Source organism: Bradyrhizobium sp. HKCCYLRH2047, from assembly GCF_051168175.1.
GTDB lineage: Bacteria > Pseudomonadota > Alphaproteobacteria > Rhizobiales > Xanthobacteraceae > Bradyrhizobium.
Genome location: NZ_JBNPUM010000011.1, coordinates 194946 through 211851, shown reverse-complemented (window position 1 = coordinate 211851; position 16906 = coordinate 194946). Strand labels below are relative to the sequence as shown.

The following is a 16906-nucleotide window of genomic DNA, read 5'->3' as shown; positions in this document are numbered from 1 at the left end:
CCCCGACTATCAATTTGTCCAACAATCGTAACGTCAAGTTAGATTGACAAATTGATATGGCTCAAACGCCGTGCGATTCCTCTTCCGTCAGGCCGCCAGCGCGAGGCCCATCTCGGCCCATATCTCCGAGAGCGCCGACACCAGATGCTCGATGTCCGCATCGGAGTGATAAGGCGACGGCGTGATGCGCAGCCGCTCGGTGCCGCGTGGCACCGTCGGATAGTTGATCGGCTGCACATAGATGCCGTAGCGGTCGAGCAGGACGTCGCTGATCCGCTTGCACAGCACGGGGTCGCGCACCATCACCGGCACGATGTGGCTGGGATTGTCGAGATGGCTGACGCCGGCCTCGTCGAGCCGGCGGCGCAGCCGCGCGACGCGGTCTTGATGCCTTGCACGCTCGACATTGCTCGCCTTGAGATGCCGGATGCTGGTGAGCGCGCCGGCGGCGACCGCGGGGGGCAGCGAGCTGGAGAAGATGAATCCGGAGGCGAAGCTGCGGACGAAATCGCAGACGGTGCTGGACGCCGTGATGTAGCCGCCGATCACGCCGAACGCCTTGGCCAGGGTCCCCTCGATCACGGTCAGGCGATCGGCGACGCCGTCGCGCTCCGAGATGCCGCCGCCGAGCGGGCCGTACAGGCCGACGGCGTGGACCTCGTCGAGATAGGTCATGGCGTTGTATTCGTCGGCGACGTCGCAGATATCGGAGATCGGCGAGATGTCGCCATCCATCGAATAGACGCTCTCGAACGCGATCAGCTTCGGCGTCTTGGGATCGAGATCCGACAGCTTGTCGCGGAGATCGGCGACGTCGTTGTGGCGCCAGATCCGGGTCTCGCAGCGGCTGTGACGGATGCCCTCGATCATCGAGGCGTGGTTGAGCTCGTCGGACAGGATCACGCAGCCGGGCATGCGCGCCGCCAGGGTCGACAGCGAGGTCCAGTTCGAGACGTAGCCCGAATTGAACAGCAGCGCGGCCTGCTTGCCGTGGAGGTCGGCGAGCTCTTCCTCCAGCAGCACATGATAGTGGTTGGTGCCGCTGATGTTGCGGGTGCCCCCGGCGCCGGCACCGCAGCGGTCGAGCGCCTCGTGCATCACCTCCAGCACCTTGGGGTGCTGGCCCATGCCGAGATAGTCGTTGGAGCACCACACCGCGACATCGCGCTCGCCATGGGGACCACGATAGGTCGCACGCGGGAAGGCGCCGGCCTTGCGCTCGAGGTCGGCGAACACGCGGTAGCGTCCTTCGCGCCTGAGACCGTCGAGCTGGCGGCGGAAATAGTCTTCGTAGTTCATGGTACTCCCCCCTGTGCTGTGTTCGGATCGACCGGCGGCGTGACCGACACCGCGGCCAGTCCGGTGATGGTTTGCGCCTGCGCGTCAGCGCGGGCCTGGCGATAGGCCTGGCGAAACTGTTCTTCGAGCCGCTGCCGCGCCAGGGCCGCAGCAGTCTTCTGCGCCGACATCGACGTCTTTGGCGCAGGCATGGGGCGCTCCACCTCAGGCGTGGCCGGCACGACGGCCAGCACGGGACGCGCCATCGGCATCACGGGCGCCGGTGCCGGGATGGCAGCGACGGTCGCCATCGCCGGCTCGACTGGCGCGCTCCAGCGCCACAGATTGATCACCGGCATCGGCAGCGCCATGAAGCCATGCTCGAGCAGGCCGAGCGCGATCAACGAGGCGAGCAGTGACAGCGCGACGCCGTCGAAAGAGGATTTGGCGCCGAGCGCGGCAGCAGCGACCAGCACGGTCGCGGTGGTCGCCGCGGCAATCGAGAATGGGAACAGCAGGTTGGTCGACTTCTTGGCGAAATAGCTGCGCATGAAGCGGACCTGCTGCGGCAGCAGTTCGTCGTTCAGGGTGCGCACGCCGAGGAACAAATTGATCTTCGCGCTCTGCCTGAGCACCAGCAGCGCGGCGAAGGTCCACCAGCTCAGACGGTTGGGCGCGCCCGATGTCACCGCGAAGACGAGGCCAGCGGTCGCGATCAGCGCCAGCTCGTGATAGGCGATCGCCTGCAGCGCGAAGCCGACGCGCGAGGCCGGCGTGCAGTCGCGCGGGCACGGCTCGGGGCGTGGGCCGGTGATCCAGCCGGCGAGCAGCGACATCTCCACCGTGCCCCACAGCAGGATCGCGCAGGTGAAGGCGCAATAGGCGTTGGCGTCCTCGGCGGCCTGGCTCGACACCGCGACGCCCGACAGGGCCGCGACGAACGCCGCGGCCGTGCCCCATTTGAACGCGGCCGGATGGCGGGCGGCGAGCCCGACCAGCGCCAGCACGGCGCCGGTCGAGAACCACCAGACGAACACGACATAGGGAATGGCAATCGCGGTCGCGCCCATGGCCGGCTCCTTGTCACCAGGCGGGTTGCAGCCTGATCTCCCGTGGCAGCGCGTTGCTCTTGGCCGGCAGCATGTAAAGCCGGCCGAAGGTCAGCGCCGCCTTGAGCGGCAGCACGGCGCGCTTCAGCGTGCCCATGATGCCGCCCTGCGCCTTGGCGTCGGCAATCGCCTCCGAAATCTCGCGCAACCGCTTCAGGCCGTCCCAGAAGCGCGGATTGTCGATGTCGAGCATCACCGGGAAGACCTGGCGCGAGATCTCCGAGGTGATGCGGAACACCCGCATGTCGTACTCGTCCACCGGCATGCCCAACGCCTCGTAGAAGGCGGGGCGCATGTGGTCGCGGACATGCATCGTGGCGAACACTGCGAGCAGGAAGAACTTGATCCACAGCTTGTTGAGGCCGCTGAGCAGCTTCGGATCGGCGCGCATCAGCAGCGCGAACGCCTCGCCGTGGCGGAACTCGTCGTTGCACCACCTCTCGAACCACTTGAAGATCGGGTGAAACTGGCGCTCCGGGTTCCGCTCCATCTGGCGATAGATGGTGATGTAGCGGGCATAGCCGATCTTCTCGGAGAGATAGGTCGCGTAGAAGATGAACTTCGGCCTGAAGTAGGTGTACTTCTTCGTCTTGGTGAGGAAGCTCAGGTCGACGCCGATGCCGTGATCCTTGAGGATCTCGTTGATGAAGCCGGCATGGCGCGCCTCGTCGCGGCTCATGAACTGGAACAGCTCACGGATGTCGGGATTGGTGATCCGCTTCTTGATCTCGGCATAGAGCACGCAGCCGGAGAACTCGGCGGTCAGCGACGACACCAGGAAGTCCTTGAACTCGACGCGAAGCGCCTCGGGCAGCTCGTTCAAATCCTTCTCGAATTCCGCCGTGCGCACGAAGTGCTTGCGGTTGTGGTCGGCGCGCAGCTCGGCCATCACGGCATCCCATTCGCGGCGCACCAGGTCGACATTGAGCCGGTCCATGGCTGCGAAATCGGTGGTGTAGAAGCGTGGCGTGAGGATCGTGTCCTCCAGTGCCATCTTGGTGGAGATACTGCCGGATCCGCCTTCGATTGCGATCATCTGACCCTCCCGTCCGAAAAGCTGACGTCGTACAGTTCCGTGAGCTCGAGATAGCCCGCGACATGCATCATCATGCGCTTCACGGGGCCGGCCCGGACCACGGTCGCGGTGCGCCGCAAATTGAGCTGCTCGCCGAACTTGACCGTGATCGGCTCGCCATGGATGACGACCTCGTCACCCGGGCGGATGCCGACGTCGCGGTCCAGCGTGACATGCGCGTGCAGCGTTTCCGAGGTCTGCTCGACCTCGATGCTGCAGCCGATGTCGAAGCGGCGCGGCTCGTTGGCCCATAATCCTCTCATCGCGTTTCTCCCATCGTCATCAGCTCCGTGAACCGGCGCTTGTTGTCGTTACCGAACGACCCGAGATCGACGCGCCGTCCGGTCGCCGGATCGTCCAGGCTCATGCGTCCATCGGACCAGCGGTTAATCGTGAAGGCCGGCCCCGAGCCGATCGCGTGACGCTGGCGATCGAACGCCATGCTGCGCAACACCGTGCGCAGGAAGCCGTCGCCGCCGGCCTCGACGATGCCGACGACCTTGCCGCTGTCGGGCGACACCACGGAGATGCCGCCATCGGGACGGTCCTCGAACCGCAGCGCCACCGTCTGCACGGCGGCGGCGTGGTCGGTGTGGATGGTGCCTACGCCGGTCCAGCGGCCGACGCCGGCCGCAACCAGGGAGAAGATGACCAGGGCGAAGGCCGCGCGCAGCGCGCCCTTCGGAATGACGATCTCGGGTTCGGCGTGATGCTCGACATAGTGATCGACGTAGTGTTCGACATGGCCCTCGGCTTGGCTCATGACACCCTCCATCACGCCGCGCTGGCCACCGCGCCGGCAGGCGACGCGCCTTGCGGCTGGTCGTTCCCTGCGGCGAGCGGCTGCGCCGCAACCGCGCCGTCCGAGGCCGCGACCAGCGCCTTTGCGAGGATCTCGGCCGCCTCGCGGGCATCAGGCACGCCACGCAGCATCGGCTCGACCTCGTTCAGCCGCCACGGACGCGCATGCGGCCACAGCAGCAGATAGGACAGCCGCTGCTGGGCGGTGACGCCGAGCGGCAGATCGCCGGAGCCGTCGAAGAACAGCTTCACGTCCGCGCGCGCCACCTGCTTGAAGGGCACGTTCAAGGTCATCGGCAGCACGGCGCCGAACTGCAGCAGCACGCGGCGGCTGGTGATGGTGTAGCGCGTGGTGCGGCTGTAGAGCACCGCGAGGCCCGTGAGCAGCAGCGTCGCGAGCGCCACAGGCGTCACCAGCGAGGACGCGCCGGCGAGCGAGGCCGCGAGCGGCTGGTGATCCAGCGTGCCCGTCACCACGCGGGCGCCGAACAGCGCCGCGAAGTAGGCGAGCACCAGGCGCAGGTGGAAGACGCGCAGCAGCAGCGCCTTCACCGTGGGCTGTCCCTGCCACAACAGGCGCTCGCCTGCCGGCAGCATCAGCTGATCCTGGTCCCGACGGGTGCTCACAGCAGCGGCTCCTGGCGTGCAGGGGTCGCATAGAGATGGCCGCCGCCGTAGTAGCCGACGATCTTGTCCTCCTCGAGCTTGGTGACCTGATCGGGGCTGGCGAGACCGGGCACGCTGGCGAATTGCGAGCCGAGGATGGCATCGACCAGCACCGCCTTGCGCGACTTGTCGACCACGCACATGGTCATCGGCAGCAGCACGTGGCGGCCGACGATGCCGTCAACCTCCACTTCGAGATAGCGGATCAGCATCTCTGCGCGGTCGACCCAGACCTCGCGGACCTTGCCGCCGAGCCTGCCGTCGCAGCCGATCACCGGCATGCCGCGCGGATCCGGGTCCTCCGAGGCGATGAAGATGCTGCCGTCGACGCGCAGCGGCACGATCGCCGGGATGTTGTCCATGGTCAGCTCCGGTTCGTCCTTGCGCGCGGCGAAGGAGCCCGGGCCGACGCCGTCGAGCATCGGATTGCCGGTCGGTAGATAGGGCGTCCCCGGCCACGGATACATCGGCGTGACCGGCGCATCGGCGCGGTCGTTGTCCCAGTTCGGCAGCGTGGCGGTGCGCCCGCCATGCATATGATAGGTCTTGGGCGACGGCGGCGTCGGGAAGCCGTGACCGCTCGAAGCTGTCTGCCGGCCGATCCGGCCTTCGAACTGCAGCGGATAGCCTTCGCGCTTGTCCTCGGTGCGCAGATAGAAGATCAGGCCCGCGAAGAACAACCAGAACCCGTAAAGCACCACCTGGGCGACATCGATGTAGCTCGTGAAAGACGTCATGGCTTCCTCCCCGACTGGGCTAACCTGGAAATTCAACGATTCCGAATTGAAGCTGCTGTGGCTCCGCCGCCCGCCGCCGCACCAGCGGCCCGATCACCGCAAGGGTGACGAACAGCAGCGCGATCTCGACGTGGTAGACGATGCTGTAGCCGGTCGCCGGCCCGGCGAGCGCGACGCCGAGGCTTCCATTCAATGCCAGCTGCGACATCACATCGCGAATGGCGCCACCGCCGGCGATGGCTACACCCGCTGACGTCGCCTGCACTGCGCCCCAGGCGCCGAGCGCGAGCCCGCTCTCGCCGTTCTGCACCAGCGCCATCGCCGCCGTCAGCGTGCCAACCGCGAACAGGCCGCCGCCGAATCCGATCAGCGTCGTGCCGATCCGGAACAGCAGGGGCGAGGCGAGCGGCGCCGAGAAGATGACCGCGGAGAACGCGAACAGCCCGACGAGTCCGCCGAGCGCTGCGATCCGATAGGGATCGGCGCCCTTGCCCAGCTGGCGCGCCGACAGGCCGAAGCCTGCGAGCGTGCCGGCTGCGAACAAGGCCGTCAGCGCCGTGGTTTCGCCGACCGTGAGGTGCAGAATCTCCGCGCCATACGGCTCGAGCAGGATGTCCTGCATGGTGAAGCCGGCCGTGCCGAGCCCGACCGCGACCAGCACCCGCATCGAGCCGCCGGCCTCGCGGAACTGCCGCCAGGAATCGCCGAAGCGCGGCCGCTCACGTGCAGCCGACGTGCGCGAGGGATCGCGCGCCTCCTGCTTCCACAGCGCGATGATGTTGAGCACCATCTCGGTCAGCGCCGCGCCCTGGATGACCTGGATCAGCCGCATCTCGCTGAACTCGGCGAGCAGCCCGCCGAAGGTCAGCGCGCTCGCCATCATGCCGAACATCAGCATGACGTAGAGAAAGGCGACCACGCGCGGGCGCGACTGCTCAGGGGCAATGTCTGTGGCAAGGGACAGGCCGGCGGTCTGGGTGGTGTGCAGGCCGGCGCCGACCAGCAGGAAGGCCAACGCCGCACCGATACGGCCAGCGATCACCTGGCCCGGCGCGTCGGCCGCGGACAGCAGGAGCAGCGCGAACGGCATGATCGCGAGGCCGCCGAACTGCAGCAAGGTGCCCATCCAAATGTAGGGCACCCGGCGCCAGCCCAGTACGGAGCGATGATGGTCGGACTTGAAGCCGATCAGCACCCGCAGCGGCGCGAACACCAGCGGCAACGCCACCATGGTGGCGACGAGCCATGAGGGAACGCCGAGCTCGACGATCATGACGCGGTTGAGCGTACCGTTGAGCAGCACCACCGATATGCCGATCGAGACCTGGAACAGCGACAGCCGCATCAAGCGCGACAGCGGCAGCTCGGTCGAGGCGGCATCCGCAAACGGCAGATAACGCGACGACAGCCGCGTCCACAGTTGCAGGACCGATGGTGCGCGCGCGCTCATGACGGGCGAAGCTCCAGCGCTTGCGAGATGTAGAAACCGTTGGCGATGCGGCTGCTGCGCGCGCAGCGCCAGTCGGCGAGATCGTGATGGTCGGCGATCAGCCGATACAACTTCTGTTCCGTCACGGGCTCGATCGCCGGCGCGCGATTGCCGCGCGGAAACACGCCGCCCACCGCATGCATGACGGCCAGCAACGGCGTGCGCGGCGCGTAGGTCATCAGGATCGATTCGGAGGTGCGCGCGGCGAGGCCCGCGACGATGCGCACGGCGTCCTCGGCGCGGTAGTGGATGAACGAATCCATCGCCACCACGAAATTGAAGCCGCCATGCCTGGGATCCAGCATGTCGCCGGCGACGAAGTGGATGGCGCTGCGGCTGATGTCGTCCGGCAGCCGGCGCTGGGCGATCTCGATCAGGGTCGGCGAGATATCGACCGCGACCACCTCGGCCCCGCGCCGCGCGGCTTCGATGGAAAAGCTGCCGGTGCCGCAGCCGGCATCCAGGATCCGCGCGCCGCGCAGATCGAGCGGCAGCCACGACAGCAGCGTCCGCCGCATCTCGTCACGGCCGGCACGCACCGTGGCGCGAATGCGGCCCACCGGCGCATCCGAGGTCAGCCGCGTCCAGGCGGCGACCGCGGTGCGGTCGAAATAGGTCTCCACTTCACTGCGGCGGGCAAGATATTGCGCTGTCGTCATGTGCCAGCCTCACTCAATCGAAGCCCAGGAGATCGAAGATGTCGCGGTCCTTGAGCGGCAAGGCCTGGATCGGCTCGACGCCGGCCAGCAGCGAGGCGGCGAGGCGCAGATATTCGTTCTGGGCGCGCTCGACGTCCGGCGAGGCCTCCATCTCGAACAAGGTGCACTTCTTCAGCCGGCTCTTCCGGATGACGTCGAGGTCCGGGAAGTGCGCCAGCATCTTCATGCCGATGCGCTCGTTGAACTTGTCGATCTGGTCGGTCGCGGCACTGCGGTTGGCGATCACGCCGCCGAGCCGCACCGGATAGTTGCGCGACTTGGCCTGGATCGCGGCGACGATTCGGTTCATGGCGAAGATCGAGTCGAAATCGTTGGCGGCGACGATCAGCGCGCGATCGGCATGCTGCAACGGGGAGGCGAAGCCGCCGCAGACGACGTCGCCGAGCACGTCGAAGATCACCACGTCGGTGTCTTCGAGCAGATGATGCTCCTTGAGCAGCTTCACGGTCTGGCCGACGACATAGCCGCCGCAGCCGGTGCCGGCCGGCGGCCCGCCGGCCTCGACGCACATCACGCCATTGTAGCCCTGGTACACGAAGTCCTCGGGGCGCAGCTCCTCGGCGTGGAAATTGACCTGCTCGAGGATGTCGATGACCGTCGGCACCAGCCGCTTGGTCAGGGTGAAGGTCGAGTCGTGCTTCGGATCGCAACCGATCTGCAGCACGCGCTTGCCGAGCTTGGACAGCGCGACCGAGAGGTTCGACGATGTCGTACTCTTGCCGATGCCGCCTTTGCCGTACACCGAGAACACCTTCGCGGTGTCGATGACCACGTTCGGGTCGAGTTGCACCTGGACGCTTCCGGCCCCGTCAGGTCGGCGCGGCGCCGTCGTCAGCGGAGGTCTCAAGGTCACGTTCATGCAGCCACTCCCACGCCTTCGAGGCGATCTTCGAGCTCTTCCCCGGCCTTGCGCAGCACGTCGAGCATGTCGGGGTCCGGGGTCCAGTAATTGCGCTCATGCGCCTCGATCAGGCGATTGGCGATCTTCGCCGACGCGGCCGGATTGAGCGAGGCAAGCCGCTCGCGCATCGCGGGGTCGAGCACGAAGGTCGTCGTGATCTGCTGATAGACCCAGGGCGCGACCTGGCCCGTGGTGGCCGACCAGCCGACCGTGTTGGTCACGTGCGACTCGATCTGGCGCACGCCCTCATAGCCGTGAGCGAGCAGCGCCTCATACCATTTCGGATTGAGCGTGCGGGTGCGGGTCTCCAGCGCGACCTGCTCCGACAGCGTGCGCACCGTGCCTTCGCCGCGGGTCTGGTCGCCGATATAGACCGGCGCGGCCTCGCCCTTGGCGCGCTTCACCGCGCGGCTGATGCCGCCGAGCGTATCGAAATAATGATCGATGGTGGTGACGCCGAGCTCGACCGAGTCGACGTTCTGATAGGCGGCATCGACGCCCGCGAGCACATGGCCGAGCAGCGCGTCGCGCCTGACAGGGCGGCCGTCGGCGCCATAGGCAAAGCCCTTGCGCCGCGTGTAGACGTCGGCGAGCTCGTCCTCGTCGGTCCAGGCGCCGCAATCGATCAGGTGATTGACGTTCGCGCCATAGGCGCCCTCGGCATTGCCGAACACGCGCAGCGCGGCATCGGCGATCTCGCCGCCATGCGCGGCCTGGAACGCCAGCGCATGCTTGCGCACGTAATTGAATTCGGCCGACTCATCCGCCGATGCCGCGAGCAGCGCGGCTTCGGCCAGCAGCTTGGTCTGTAGCGGCATCAAATCGCGGAAGATGCCGGACAGTGTGATCACGACATCGATGCGCGGGCGTCCGAGCTGCTCCAGCGGGATCAGCTTGGCGCCGCAGAGACGGCCATAGCTGTCATGGCGCGGTTCGGCGCCCATCAGCCACATTGCCTGCGCGATCGGCCCGCCCTCGGTCTTGAGATTGTCAGTGCCCCACAGCACCAGCGCGATCGTCTCCGGCAGCGTGTGACCCTCGCCGGCATGGCGGGCCAGCAGCCGCGCCACCTGGCGCTCGGCATCCTTGAGCGCGAAGGCGCTGGGGATGCGGAACGGATCGAAGCCGTGGAGATTGCGCCCCGTGGGCAGCACGTCGGTGTTGCGCAAGAGATCGCCGCCCGGCACCGGGCGGATGTAGCCGCCGTCGAGCGCATGCACGATCGCGGGCGTCTCGTTGTCAGTCGCCAGCAAGCGGTCGAGTTCGGTACGCTTGGCTGTGTCGGTGATCCCTGCGAGATCGAGCAGCTCGGCGCGCTGCTCCGCCGGCGGCGGCGAGCCGACGACGTGCAGGCCGTGCGGGATCAGCGAATATTCCAGCTCCAGCACGCTGGCCGACAGCGCGGTGATCCTGGCGTTGCGCTCATCGCCCCAGGCCGGCTCCGCGGCGGCGAGATCGACGGTCGCCGCCTGAGCCTGGATCAGCGCCGCACTGTCCTCCCTCAATTGATCAGTGGCGTCAGGCGACAGATTGCGCCAGGCATCGAGCGAGGACTTCAGGTCGGCGAGACCCTTGTAGAGGCCGGCGCTGGTGATCGAGGGCGTGAGATAGCTGATCAGGGTCGCGCCGCCCCGGCGCTTGGCGAGCGCGCCCTCGGACGGATTGTTGGACGCGTAGATGTAGAAGTTCGGCAGGTCGCCGATCAGCCGCTCCGGCCAGCATTCTGCGGACAGCCCGGCCTGCTTGCCCGGCATGAATTCGAGCGCGCCATGGGTACCGAAATGCAGCACGGCATGCGCGCGGAAGTCCTCGCGCAGCCAGCGATAGAACGCTGCGAACGCATGCGTCGGCGCGAAGCTGCGCTCGAACAGCAACCGCATCGGATCGCCTTCGTAGCCGAAGGCGGGCTGCAGGCCGACGAACAGATTGCCAAACTGCTCGCCGAGCACCAGGAGGCTCGCGCCATCGGTCTGATGACGGCCGGGCGCCGGGCCCCACTGCTTCTCGATCTCGGCCAGATGACGTTCGCGCCGGACATGCTGATCGACCGGAATGCGCGCCGCGACATTTGCGACGGTGCCGAAGCGCTCGGCATTGCCTTTGAGCACACGGTTGCGCAGCGCGTCCACAGTATCCGGGACGTCGATCGTGTAGCCTGCCGCACGCAGCGATGTCATCACATTGTGCAGCGACTCGAACACCGAGAGATAGGCCGCGGTGCCGGCGCTGCCGCCGTTCGGCGGGAAGTTGAACAACACCACGCCGAGCTTCCGCTCGGCGCGCGCCGAGCGGCGCAGCTCGACGAGCCTCGCGACCCGCGCGGCGAGTTGCGTCGCACGCTCCGGCAGTGAGGCCATGTCACGGCCGGCATCGGCCATCGCCGACCGGCCGCCGAACACGGTCGGGCCGACGGCGCCGTCGAGCTCGGGGATCGCGACCATCATGGTGGCTTCGACCGGCGTCAGACCGCGCGCGTCGTCGTGCCACTGCTCGACGGTCTGGAACTCCAGCGGATGCGCCGCGATCAAGGGCACATCGAGCCCGGCCATGACCTGCTCGGCCGCACGCGCGTCATTATAGGCGGGACCGCCGACCAGCGAGAAGCCGGTGAGCGAGATCACCGCGTCGACCGTGGCGACACCGTCCTTCTGGAAGTAACGCGCGATGGCGGGGCGCGAGTCGAGCCCGCTGGCGAACACCGGCACCACGGCGAGCCCGCGCGCCTCCAGCGCCGCGATCACACCATCATAATGCCCGGTGTTGGCGGCGAGCAGATAGGAGCGCATCAAGATCACGCCGACGCGGCCGACCGCCTTCGATGTGGTGGGCAGCTCGTCGGCGCGTTCCACGATCCGCTGCGGCAGACGCGGGTGGTAGAGACCGACATCCGGATAGGTCACCGGCTCGGCGGCATTCAGCCTGCCGCGCAGCGAGGCGCGCGGCCCGTCGGCGTAGCGGCCGACCAGGAAGCGCACCATGTTCGCAAAATTCTGCTCGGAGCCGGCGAGCCAATATTGCAGCGTCAGGAAGTAGGCGCGCAGGTCCTGCGCGGTGCCAGGGATGTAGCGCAGCAGCCGCGGCATCCGCTGCAGCATCTTCATCTGGCCCTGGCCGCTGGAAGAGCCTGAGCGGTTGCTGCCGCGCAGCCGCTTCAAGAGGCCGAGCACGCCGGTGGCCGAGCCCGACATCGTCAGCTTGCCGAGACGGGTCAGGCGCACGACCTCGCCGGCCGACAGGCAGCCGATCATGGCGTCGCAGTGGTCGCGGCGCGCCGCCAGCGCGGGCAGCACCGGCTGGATGTGGTCCTCCATGAACAGCATGGTGGCGACCACGATGTCGCCGGTGGCGATGTCGTCGAGGCAGTGCGCGAGCGCGTTCGGATTGCAGCCCCACTCGTCGGCCGCGTGAACCTTGAGATCGAGACCGGGCAGCTCTGCCTGCAATGTCGTGCGTGCACGCACGGCAGCCGAGGCGAGATGGCTGTCCATCGTCACGATCACCACCCGGATGGGTGTGACGTCAGCGACCGAAATGCGCTTTGGCATCGTACAAGGTCTCGAGCGTGATCAGGTTGACGTTGCGCTCGCGCGCGAACCGTTCGGTGTTGCGGCGCGCCTTGCCGCGCACGAAGAAGGGAATCTTGGTCAGCTCGCGCTCGGCGTCGGAGGCCCAGGCGAGTTCAACGGATGCGACGGTTTCAACGACTCGCAGGTGCGGCTGCTGTGGCGGAGCCGCCGGCGCGGCACCGAGATGCGACGGCGCGTGATCGGCGAATTCGTGATCCTCGCGGAACATGCCGAGCAGATGCTCCTCCAGACCCATCATCAGCGGATGAACCCAGGTGTCGAACAGCACGTTGGCGCCTTCGAAGCCCATCTGCGGCGAGTAGCGCGCCGGGAAATCCTGCACGTGGCACGGCGCCGAGATCACAGCGCAGGCAATGCCGAGCCGCTTGGCGATGTGGCGCTCCATCTGCGTGCCGAGCACGAGCTCGGGACGCAGCTCGCTGACGCGGGCCTCGACTTCGAGATAATCGTCGGTGATGACAGGCTCGACGGCATAGAGCGCGGCGGCTTCGCGGATCTCGCGAGCGAATTCGCGGGCATAGGTGCCGAGGCCGACGACCTCGAAGCCGAGCTCCTGCGTGGCGACGCGCGCCGCGGCCACTGCGTGGGTGGCATCGCCGAAGATGAAGACGCGCTTGCCGGTGAGATAGGTCGAATCGACCGAGCGCGAATACCACGGCAGCCGGCTCTCGTTGCGCGCCAGAACCGGAGCCGCATCGACGCCGGCGAGGCCTGCGACCTCCGCAATGAAGTCCCGCGTCGCGCCGACGCCGATCGGGATCGTGCGCGTGAAAGGCTGGCCGAACTGGCGATGGAGCCATTGCGCCGTCGTCAGCGCGATCTCGGGATAGAGCACGATGTTGAAATCGGCTTGAGGAAGGCGAGCGAGATCGGCCGGCGTCGCGTTCCACGGCGCGACCACGTTGATCTCGATGCCGAGCTCCACAACCTGCCTGGTCACTTCCGCGAGGTCGTCGCGATGACGGAAGCCGAGAGCCGTCGGACCAAGCAGGTTGCAGACTGGACGGGCGCCTGTCTTCCTTTCACGGCGGGGGGAGCCATCAGCGGAAGACGCAGCCAACGCCCGTACAATCCGGTAGAACGTTTCCGAAGCGCCCCAATTCTCCTTGCGCTGATAGGCCGGCAGCTCGAGCGGGATCACCGGAATCGGAAGCTTCAACGCCAGCGCAAGACCGCCGGGATCGTCCTGAATCAGCTCGGCCGTGCAGGACGCGCCGACCAGCATCGCGGCCGGCTGGAAACGCTCATAGGCCGCGCGTGCCGCGCTCTGCAGGAGATCCGCGGTGTCGCCGCCGAGATCGCGCGCCTGGAACGTGGTGTAGGTGACCGGCGGCCGGCGGTCGCGCCGCTCGATCATCGTGAACAGGAGATCGGCGTAGGTGTCGCCCTGCGGCGCATGCAGCACGTAGTGCACGTCGCGCATCGCGGTCGCAATGCGCATCGCTCCGATGTGCGGCGGTCCTTCATAGGTCCAGACCGACAGCTGCATCTCACACCGCCAGTCTGGTTTGCCGCAGCAAGGGCCGCGCGAACAGCTCGGCGAGATCGCCGGCCTGCTCGAACCCCTGAATCGGCGTGAAGATCAGCTCGATCGACCATTTGGTGGTGAGACCCTCGGCCTCCAGCGGATTGGCGAGGCCGAGCCCGCAGACGACGAGATCCGGCCGCGCGGCGCGGCAACGATCGAGCTGGCGCTCGACATCCTGGCCCTCGCTGAGCTGCGTGCCATCAGGCAGCAGCGCCAGCTCGGAGTCGAGATGCTCGCGGTGCAGATAGGGCGTGCCGACCTCGATCAGCTCCATGCCGATCTCGCGCGCCAGGAAACGCGCCAGCGGGATCTCGATCTGCGAATCCGGAAACAGGAAGACGCGCTTGCCGGCGAGCTGCGCGCGGTAGCGCGCCAGCGCGCGCTCGGCCCGCGCCTTCAGCGGCGCGATGGTCCGCTCGACATGGGCGCGCGACACGCCGAAGGCGTCGGCCGCGGCTGCGAGCCACAGCGCCGTGCCTTCGCCGCCGAGCGGGAATGGCGCCGCAATCCTGCGGCAGCCACGTTCCTCCAATGCGCGTGCGGTGTCGCCGAGGAAGGGTTGCGCCAGCAGCACCCGCGTTTGCGGGCCGATCGCCGGCAGCTCCGACGAGCGCCGCGGCGGCAGGAACGCAACCTGATCGATGCCGAGCGCCGCAAAAGTCCGCCTGAACTGATCCTCGACGACATCGGCGAGCGCGCCGACCACGAGCAGCGACGGTCGCGCGCCGCGATCGGCGGTGGGGAGTACCGGCACGAGCGACGCGAGGCAGGCATCCTCGCCCTGAGTGAACGTCGTCTCGATGCCGCTGCCGGAGTAGTTGAGCACGCGCACATCAGGCGAAAAGCGCTGCGACAGCCGCAGCGCCGCGCGTGACAGGTCGAGCTTGATCACTTCCGACGGGCAGGAGCCGACCAGGAACAACAGCTTGATCTCGGGACGGCGCGCCAGCAGTTGACCGACGATGCGGTCGAGCTCGTCATTGGCGTCGACGAGCCCGGCGAGATCGCGCTCCTCCATGATCGCGGTGGCGAAGCGCGGCTCCGCGAAGATCATCACGCCGGCGGCCGACTGGATCAGATGCGCGCAGGTGCGCGAGCCGACGACGAGGAAGAACGCGTCCTGAATCTTTCTGTGCAGCCAGACGATGCCGGTCAGGCCGCAGAACACCTCGCGCTGGCCGCGCTCACGCAGCACGCCGTCCGGCGAAGCAGGTGGTTTCACGGCACAGGCTTGTGCATGAGCATTCATGACGCGCGCTCCGCACGGGACGTCGCCGCCATCGCCTCGTCCTGCAGCCGCGCCGCGCGCAGCTTGAGCAGGAATTGCGCGGCGTTGATCGCGTAGGCGGCGTAGGCGGCGAGCACGAGCAGCATCTGCTGCTGGGCGCTGCCGACATGGCCGATGATCGCAGCCAGATAGGCCGTATGCAGCGCGATCACCAGCATCGAGAACACGTCCTCCCAGAAGAAGGCCGGTGCGAACAGATAACGCCCGAACACGACCCGCTCCCAGATCGAGCCGGTGATCATGATGGTGTAGAGCAGCGCCGTCTTGAGAACGACGGAGGCGGTCGCGAGCCACAGCCCCTCGCCGGTCGCGAGATAGCGCGCCACGAGGCCGAGGCTGATCAGGAAGACGAGAAATTGCAGCGGCGCCAGAATGCCCTGCACCAGAGTCCATGGCGTGGCGTCGCGCCGGCGCTTTTCCTCAGCCGTGTAAAGCGCTTGCCGCTTTGCACGCGACGCCGGGTCAGGCGTGAAGCAGAGCTGGCTCCAGAGCGACGGATCAGTGGCGGATGTGAACTGCGCATCACACGATGTGTAAAGATGATTTGACAACATCGGTGCCCAGTGATGCGATGACGACAACCACAGGGGGATTGGTGGTGCACCGCACTCGGTCTGATCAACGTCACGTTGTGCAGTTCGCAGGTGGCGCATCGCAAATCCCCGAGTGCGAGCCCGATGGGGAAACGCTAGACCTGGGCAGGAAGAGTGTCAATCAAAATTGACGTCAAATAATATTGACGCAACGAGTGACGTGCGCTCATATGGAGGGGAGGCGCTTATGACCGAGCTCAATGAGACAGCCCGATTTCCGCGAGCCCGCTTTCGGACGAAGCGTGGGCAGCCCGGTTTTCGTTCGCCTGCATCGCCGCGCATCATCGCGCCGCTGCGCAACACACGTCATCCCCAACTCAACGACGCGATCGAAGCCGAGATCATTCCGCGACTCGTGATGGCCCATGCCTCCGCGCTGGAACGCGTCCCGGCCATCATCACGGCGTCGGCGCAGGAGGCGGCTGATTTCGCCGAACTCGTGCTGGATGCGGACGATGTTGGCGCAGTGGCCGCCATCCAGGCGCATCGCGATCACGGCGAGACCCTGGAGCGCATCTATCTCGATCTCCTGGTCCCCACCGCGAACCATTTGCGCCATCTGTGGGCGGACGACGAGCGCGACTTCGCCGACGTCACGCTCGCGCTGTGGCGGCTGCAGCAGCTGCTGCGGCATTTCAGCTCGGCCTTCTGCGCCGAGCTCGCGGTCGCGCCCGCAGGACTGCGCGTGCTGCTGACCACGGCGCCGGGCGACAGGCGCGAGCTGGGCCACATGATGTTCGGTCTCGTGCTGGCGGGCGAGTTCTTCCGTCGCGACGGCTTCGACACCTGGATCGAGCCGGACACGGCCGATCGCGGCTTCGTCGAGACGCTTCGCTCGCAGTGGTTCAACGTCGTCGAGTTCTTCGCCACCAGCGACAGGAAGCTTGACGATCTCGCCTCAAACATAAGGATGGTCCGGCGCGAGTCCTCCAACCAGGACGTCGGCGTGCTGGTCTGCGGTCCTGCTTTTATTGAACGGCCTGAACTCGTTCTCCTGGTCGGTGGCGACGGTGTCGTCTCCGATCCGAGCAGAGAGGCTTCGCAAGCCCGGCACGTCGTCAGTCTTCTGACCGAACGGCGATAGCTGAGGGTGCAGTGAAGATGAATGCTGGAACGAGACTTGCCGCGCGAAGGC

General features: G+C 67.0%; 15 protein-coding genes. 1 reads left to right on the top strand and 14 read right to left on the bottom strand.

What is annotated here, in order from left to right; translation table 11 throughout:
* Positions 1-87 precede the first annotated feature (87 nt).
* The 14 genes from hemA to bchF are packed head-to-tail and all read right to left on the bottom strand — an operon-like array spanning position 88 to position 15729.
* On the bottom strand, positions 88-1299 hold the full coding sequence (hemA, locus tag ACQR1D_RS25345) for a 5-aminolevulinate synthase (protein ID WP_434894101.1): 1212 nt from the start codon (positions 1297-1299) through the stop codon (positions 88-90).
* A complete protein-coding gene (gene puhE / locus ACQR1D_RS25340) occupies positions 1296-2348 on the bottom strand; it encodes a putative photosynthetic complex assembly protein PuhE (RefSeq protein WP_316183321.1) in 1053 nt (350 codons plus the stop codon). The genes hemA and puhE overlap by 4 nt, the downstream gene beginning before the upstream one ends.
* A gap of 13 nt (positions 2349-2361) precedes the next feature.
* Positions 2362-3423 (bottom strand): magnesium-protoporphyrin IX monomethyl ester (oxidative) cyclase, encoded by a 1062-nt coding sequence (acsF, locus tag ACQR1D_RS25335; RefSeq protein WP_434840096.1) that lies wholly within the window; start codon positions 3421-3423, stop codon positions 2362-2364.
* Positions 3420-3725 carry a hypothetical protein gene (locus tag ACQR1D_RS25330; protein ID WP_434840095.1) on the bottom strand — a complete coding sequence of 102 codons (306 nt, stop codon included), beginning with the start codon at positions 3723-3725 and terminating at the stop codon, positions 3420-3422. Before ACQR1D_RS25330 ends, acsF begins: the two co-directional genes overlap by 4 nt.
* Positions 3722-4225, bottom strand: a complete 504-nt coding sequence (puhC, locus tag ACQR1D_RS25325) for a photosynthetic complex assembly protein PuhC (protein ID WP_434840094.1) — start codon at positions 4223-4225, stop codon at positions 3722-3724. The genes ACQR1D_RS25330 and puhC overlap by 4 nt, the downstream gene beginning before the upstream one ends.
* Before the next feature lie 11 nt (positions 4226-4236).
* Positions 4237-4890: a photosynthetic complex putative assembly protein PuhB gene (puhB, locus tag ACQR1D_RS25320; RefSeq protein ID WP_434840093.1), complete on the bottom strand. Its 654-nt coding sequence runs from the start codon at positions 4888-4890 to the stop codon at positions 4237-4239.
* Positions 4887-5666, bottom strand: a complete 780-nt coding sequence (gene puhA / locus ACQR1D_RS25315) for a photosynthetic reaction center subunit H (protein ID WP_434840092.1) — start codon at positions 5664-5666, stop codon at positions 4887-4889. The genes puhB and puhA overlap by 4 nt, the downstream gene beginning before the upstream one ends.
* 19 nt (positions 5667-5685) lie before the next feature.
* Entirely contained in the window at positions 5686-7116 is a 1431-nt protein-coding gene (locus tag ACQR1D_RS25310) for a BCD family MFS transporter (RefSeq protein WP_434840091.1), read from the bottom strand.
* Complete coding sequence (bchM, locus tag ACQR1D_RS25305; RefSeq protein ID WP_434840090.1) at positions 7113-7814, bottom strand: magnesium protoporphyrin IX methyltransferase; 702 nt, start codon at positions 7812-7814, stop codon at positions 7113-7115. Before bchM ends, ACQR1D_RS25310 begins: the two co-directional genes overlap by 4 nt.
* Before the next feature lie 13 nt (positions 7815-7827).
* Positions 7828-8733: a ferredoxin:protochlorophyllide reductase (ATP-dependent) iron-sulfur ATP-binding protein gene (gene bchL, locus ACQR1D_RS25300; protein ID WP_434840089.1), complete on the bottom strand. Its 906-nt coding sequence runs from the start codon at positions 8731-8733 to the stop codon at positions 7828-7830.
* Positions 8730-12320 carry a magnesium chelatase subunit H gene (locus ACQR1D_RS25295; RefSeq protein ID WP_434840088.1) on the bottom strand — a complete coding sequence of 1197 codons (3591 nt, stop codon included), beginning with the start codon at positions 12318-12320 and terminating at the stop codon, positions 8730-8732. Before ACQR1D_RS25295 ends, bchL begins: the two co-directional genes overlap by 4 nt.
* Positions 12295-13851 carry a ferredoxin:protochlorophyllide reductase (ATP-dependent) subunit B gene (gene bchB, locus ACQR1D_RS25290; protein ID WP_434894102.1) on the bottom strand — a complete coding sequence of 519 codons (1557 nt, stop codon included), beginning with the start codon at positions 13849-13851 and terminating at the stop codon, positions 12295-12297. Before bchB ends, ACQR1D_RS25295 begins: the two co-directional genes overlap by 26 nt.
* 1 nt (position 13852) lies before the next feature.
* Positions 13853-15139, bottom strand: coding sequence for a ferredoxin:protochlorophyllide reductase (ATP-dependent) subunit N (locus ACQR1D_RS25285; protein WP_316217401.1), 1287 nt, complete (start codon positions 15137-15139; stop codon positions 13853-13855).
* Positions 15136-15729, bottom strand: a complete 594-nt coding sequence (gene bchF / locus ACQR1D_RS25280; RefSeq protein WP_316183310.1) for a 2-vinyl bacteriochlorophyllide hydratase — start codon at positions 15727-15729, stop codon at positions 15136-15138. The genes ACQR1D_RS25285 and bchF overlap by 4 nt, the downstream gene beginning before the upstream one ends.
* Before the next feature lie 229 nt (positions 15730-15958).
* On the opposite strand from bchF, the gene ACQR1D_RS25275 reads away from it, so the two are divergent.
* Positions 15959-16855 carry a cobalamin B12-binding domain-containing protein gene (locus ACQR1D_RS25275; RefSeq protein WP_434896499.1) on the top strand — a complete coding sequence of 299 codons (897 nt, stop codon included), beginning with the start codon at positions 15959-15961 and terminating at the stop codon, positions 16853-16855.
* Positions 16856-16906 lie beyond the last annotated feature (51 nt).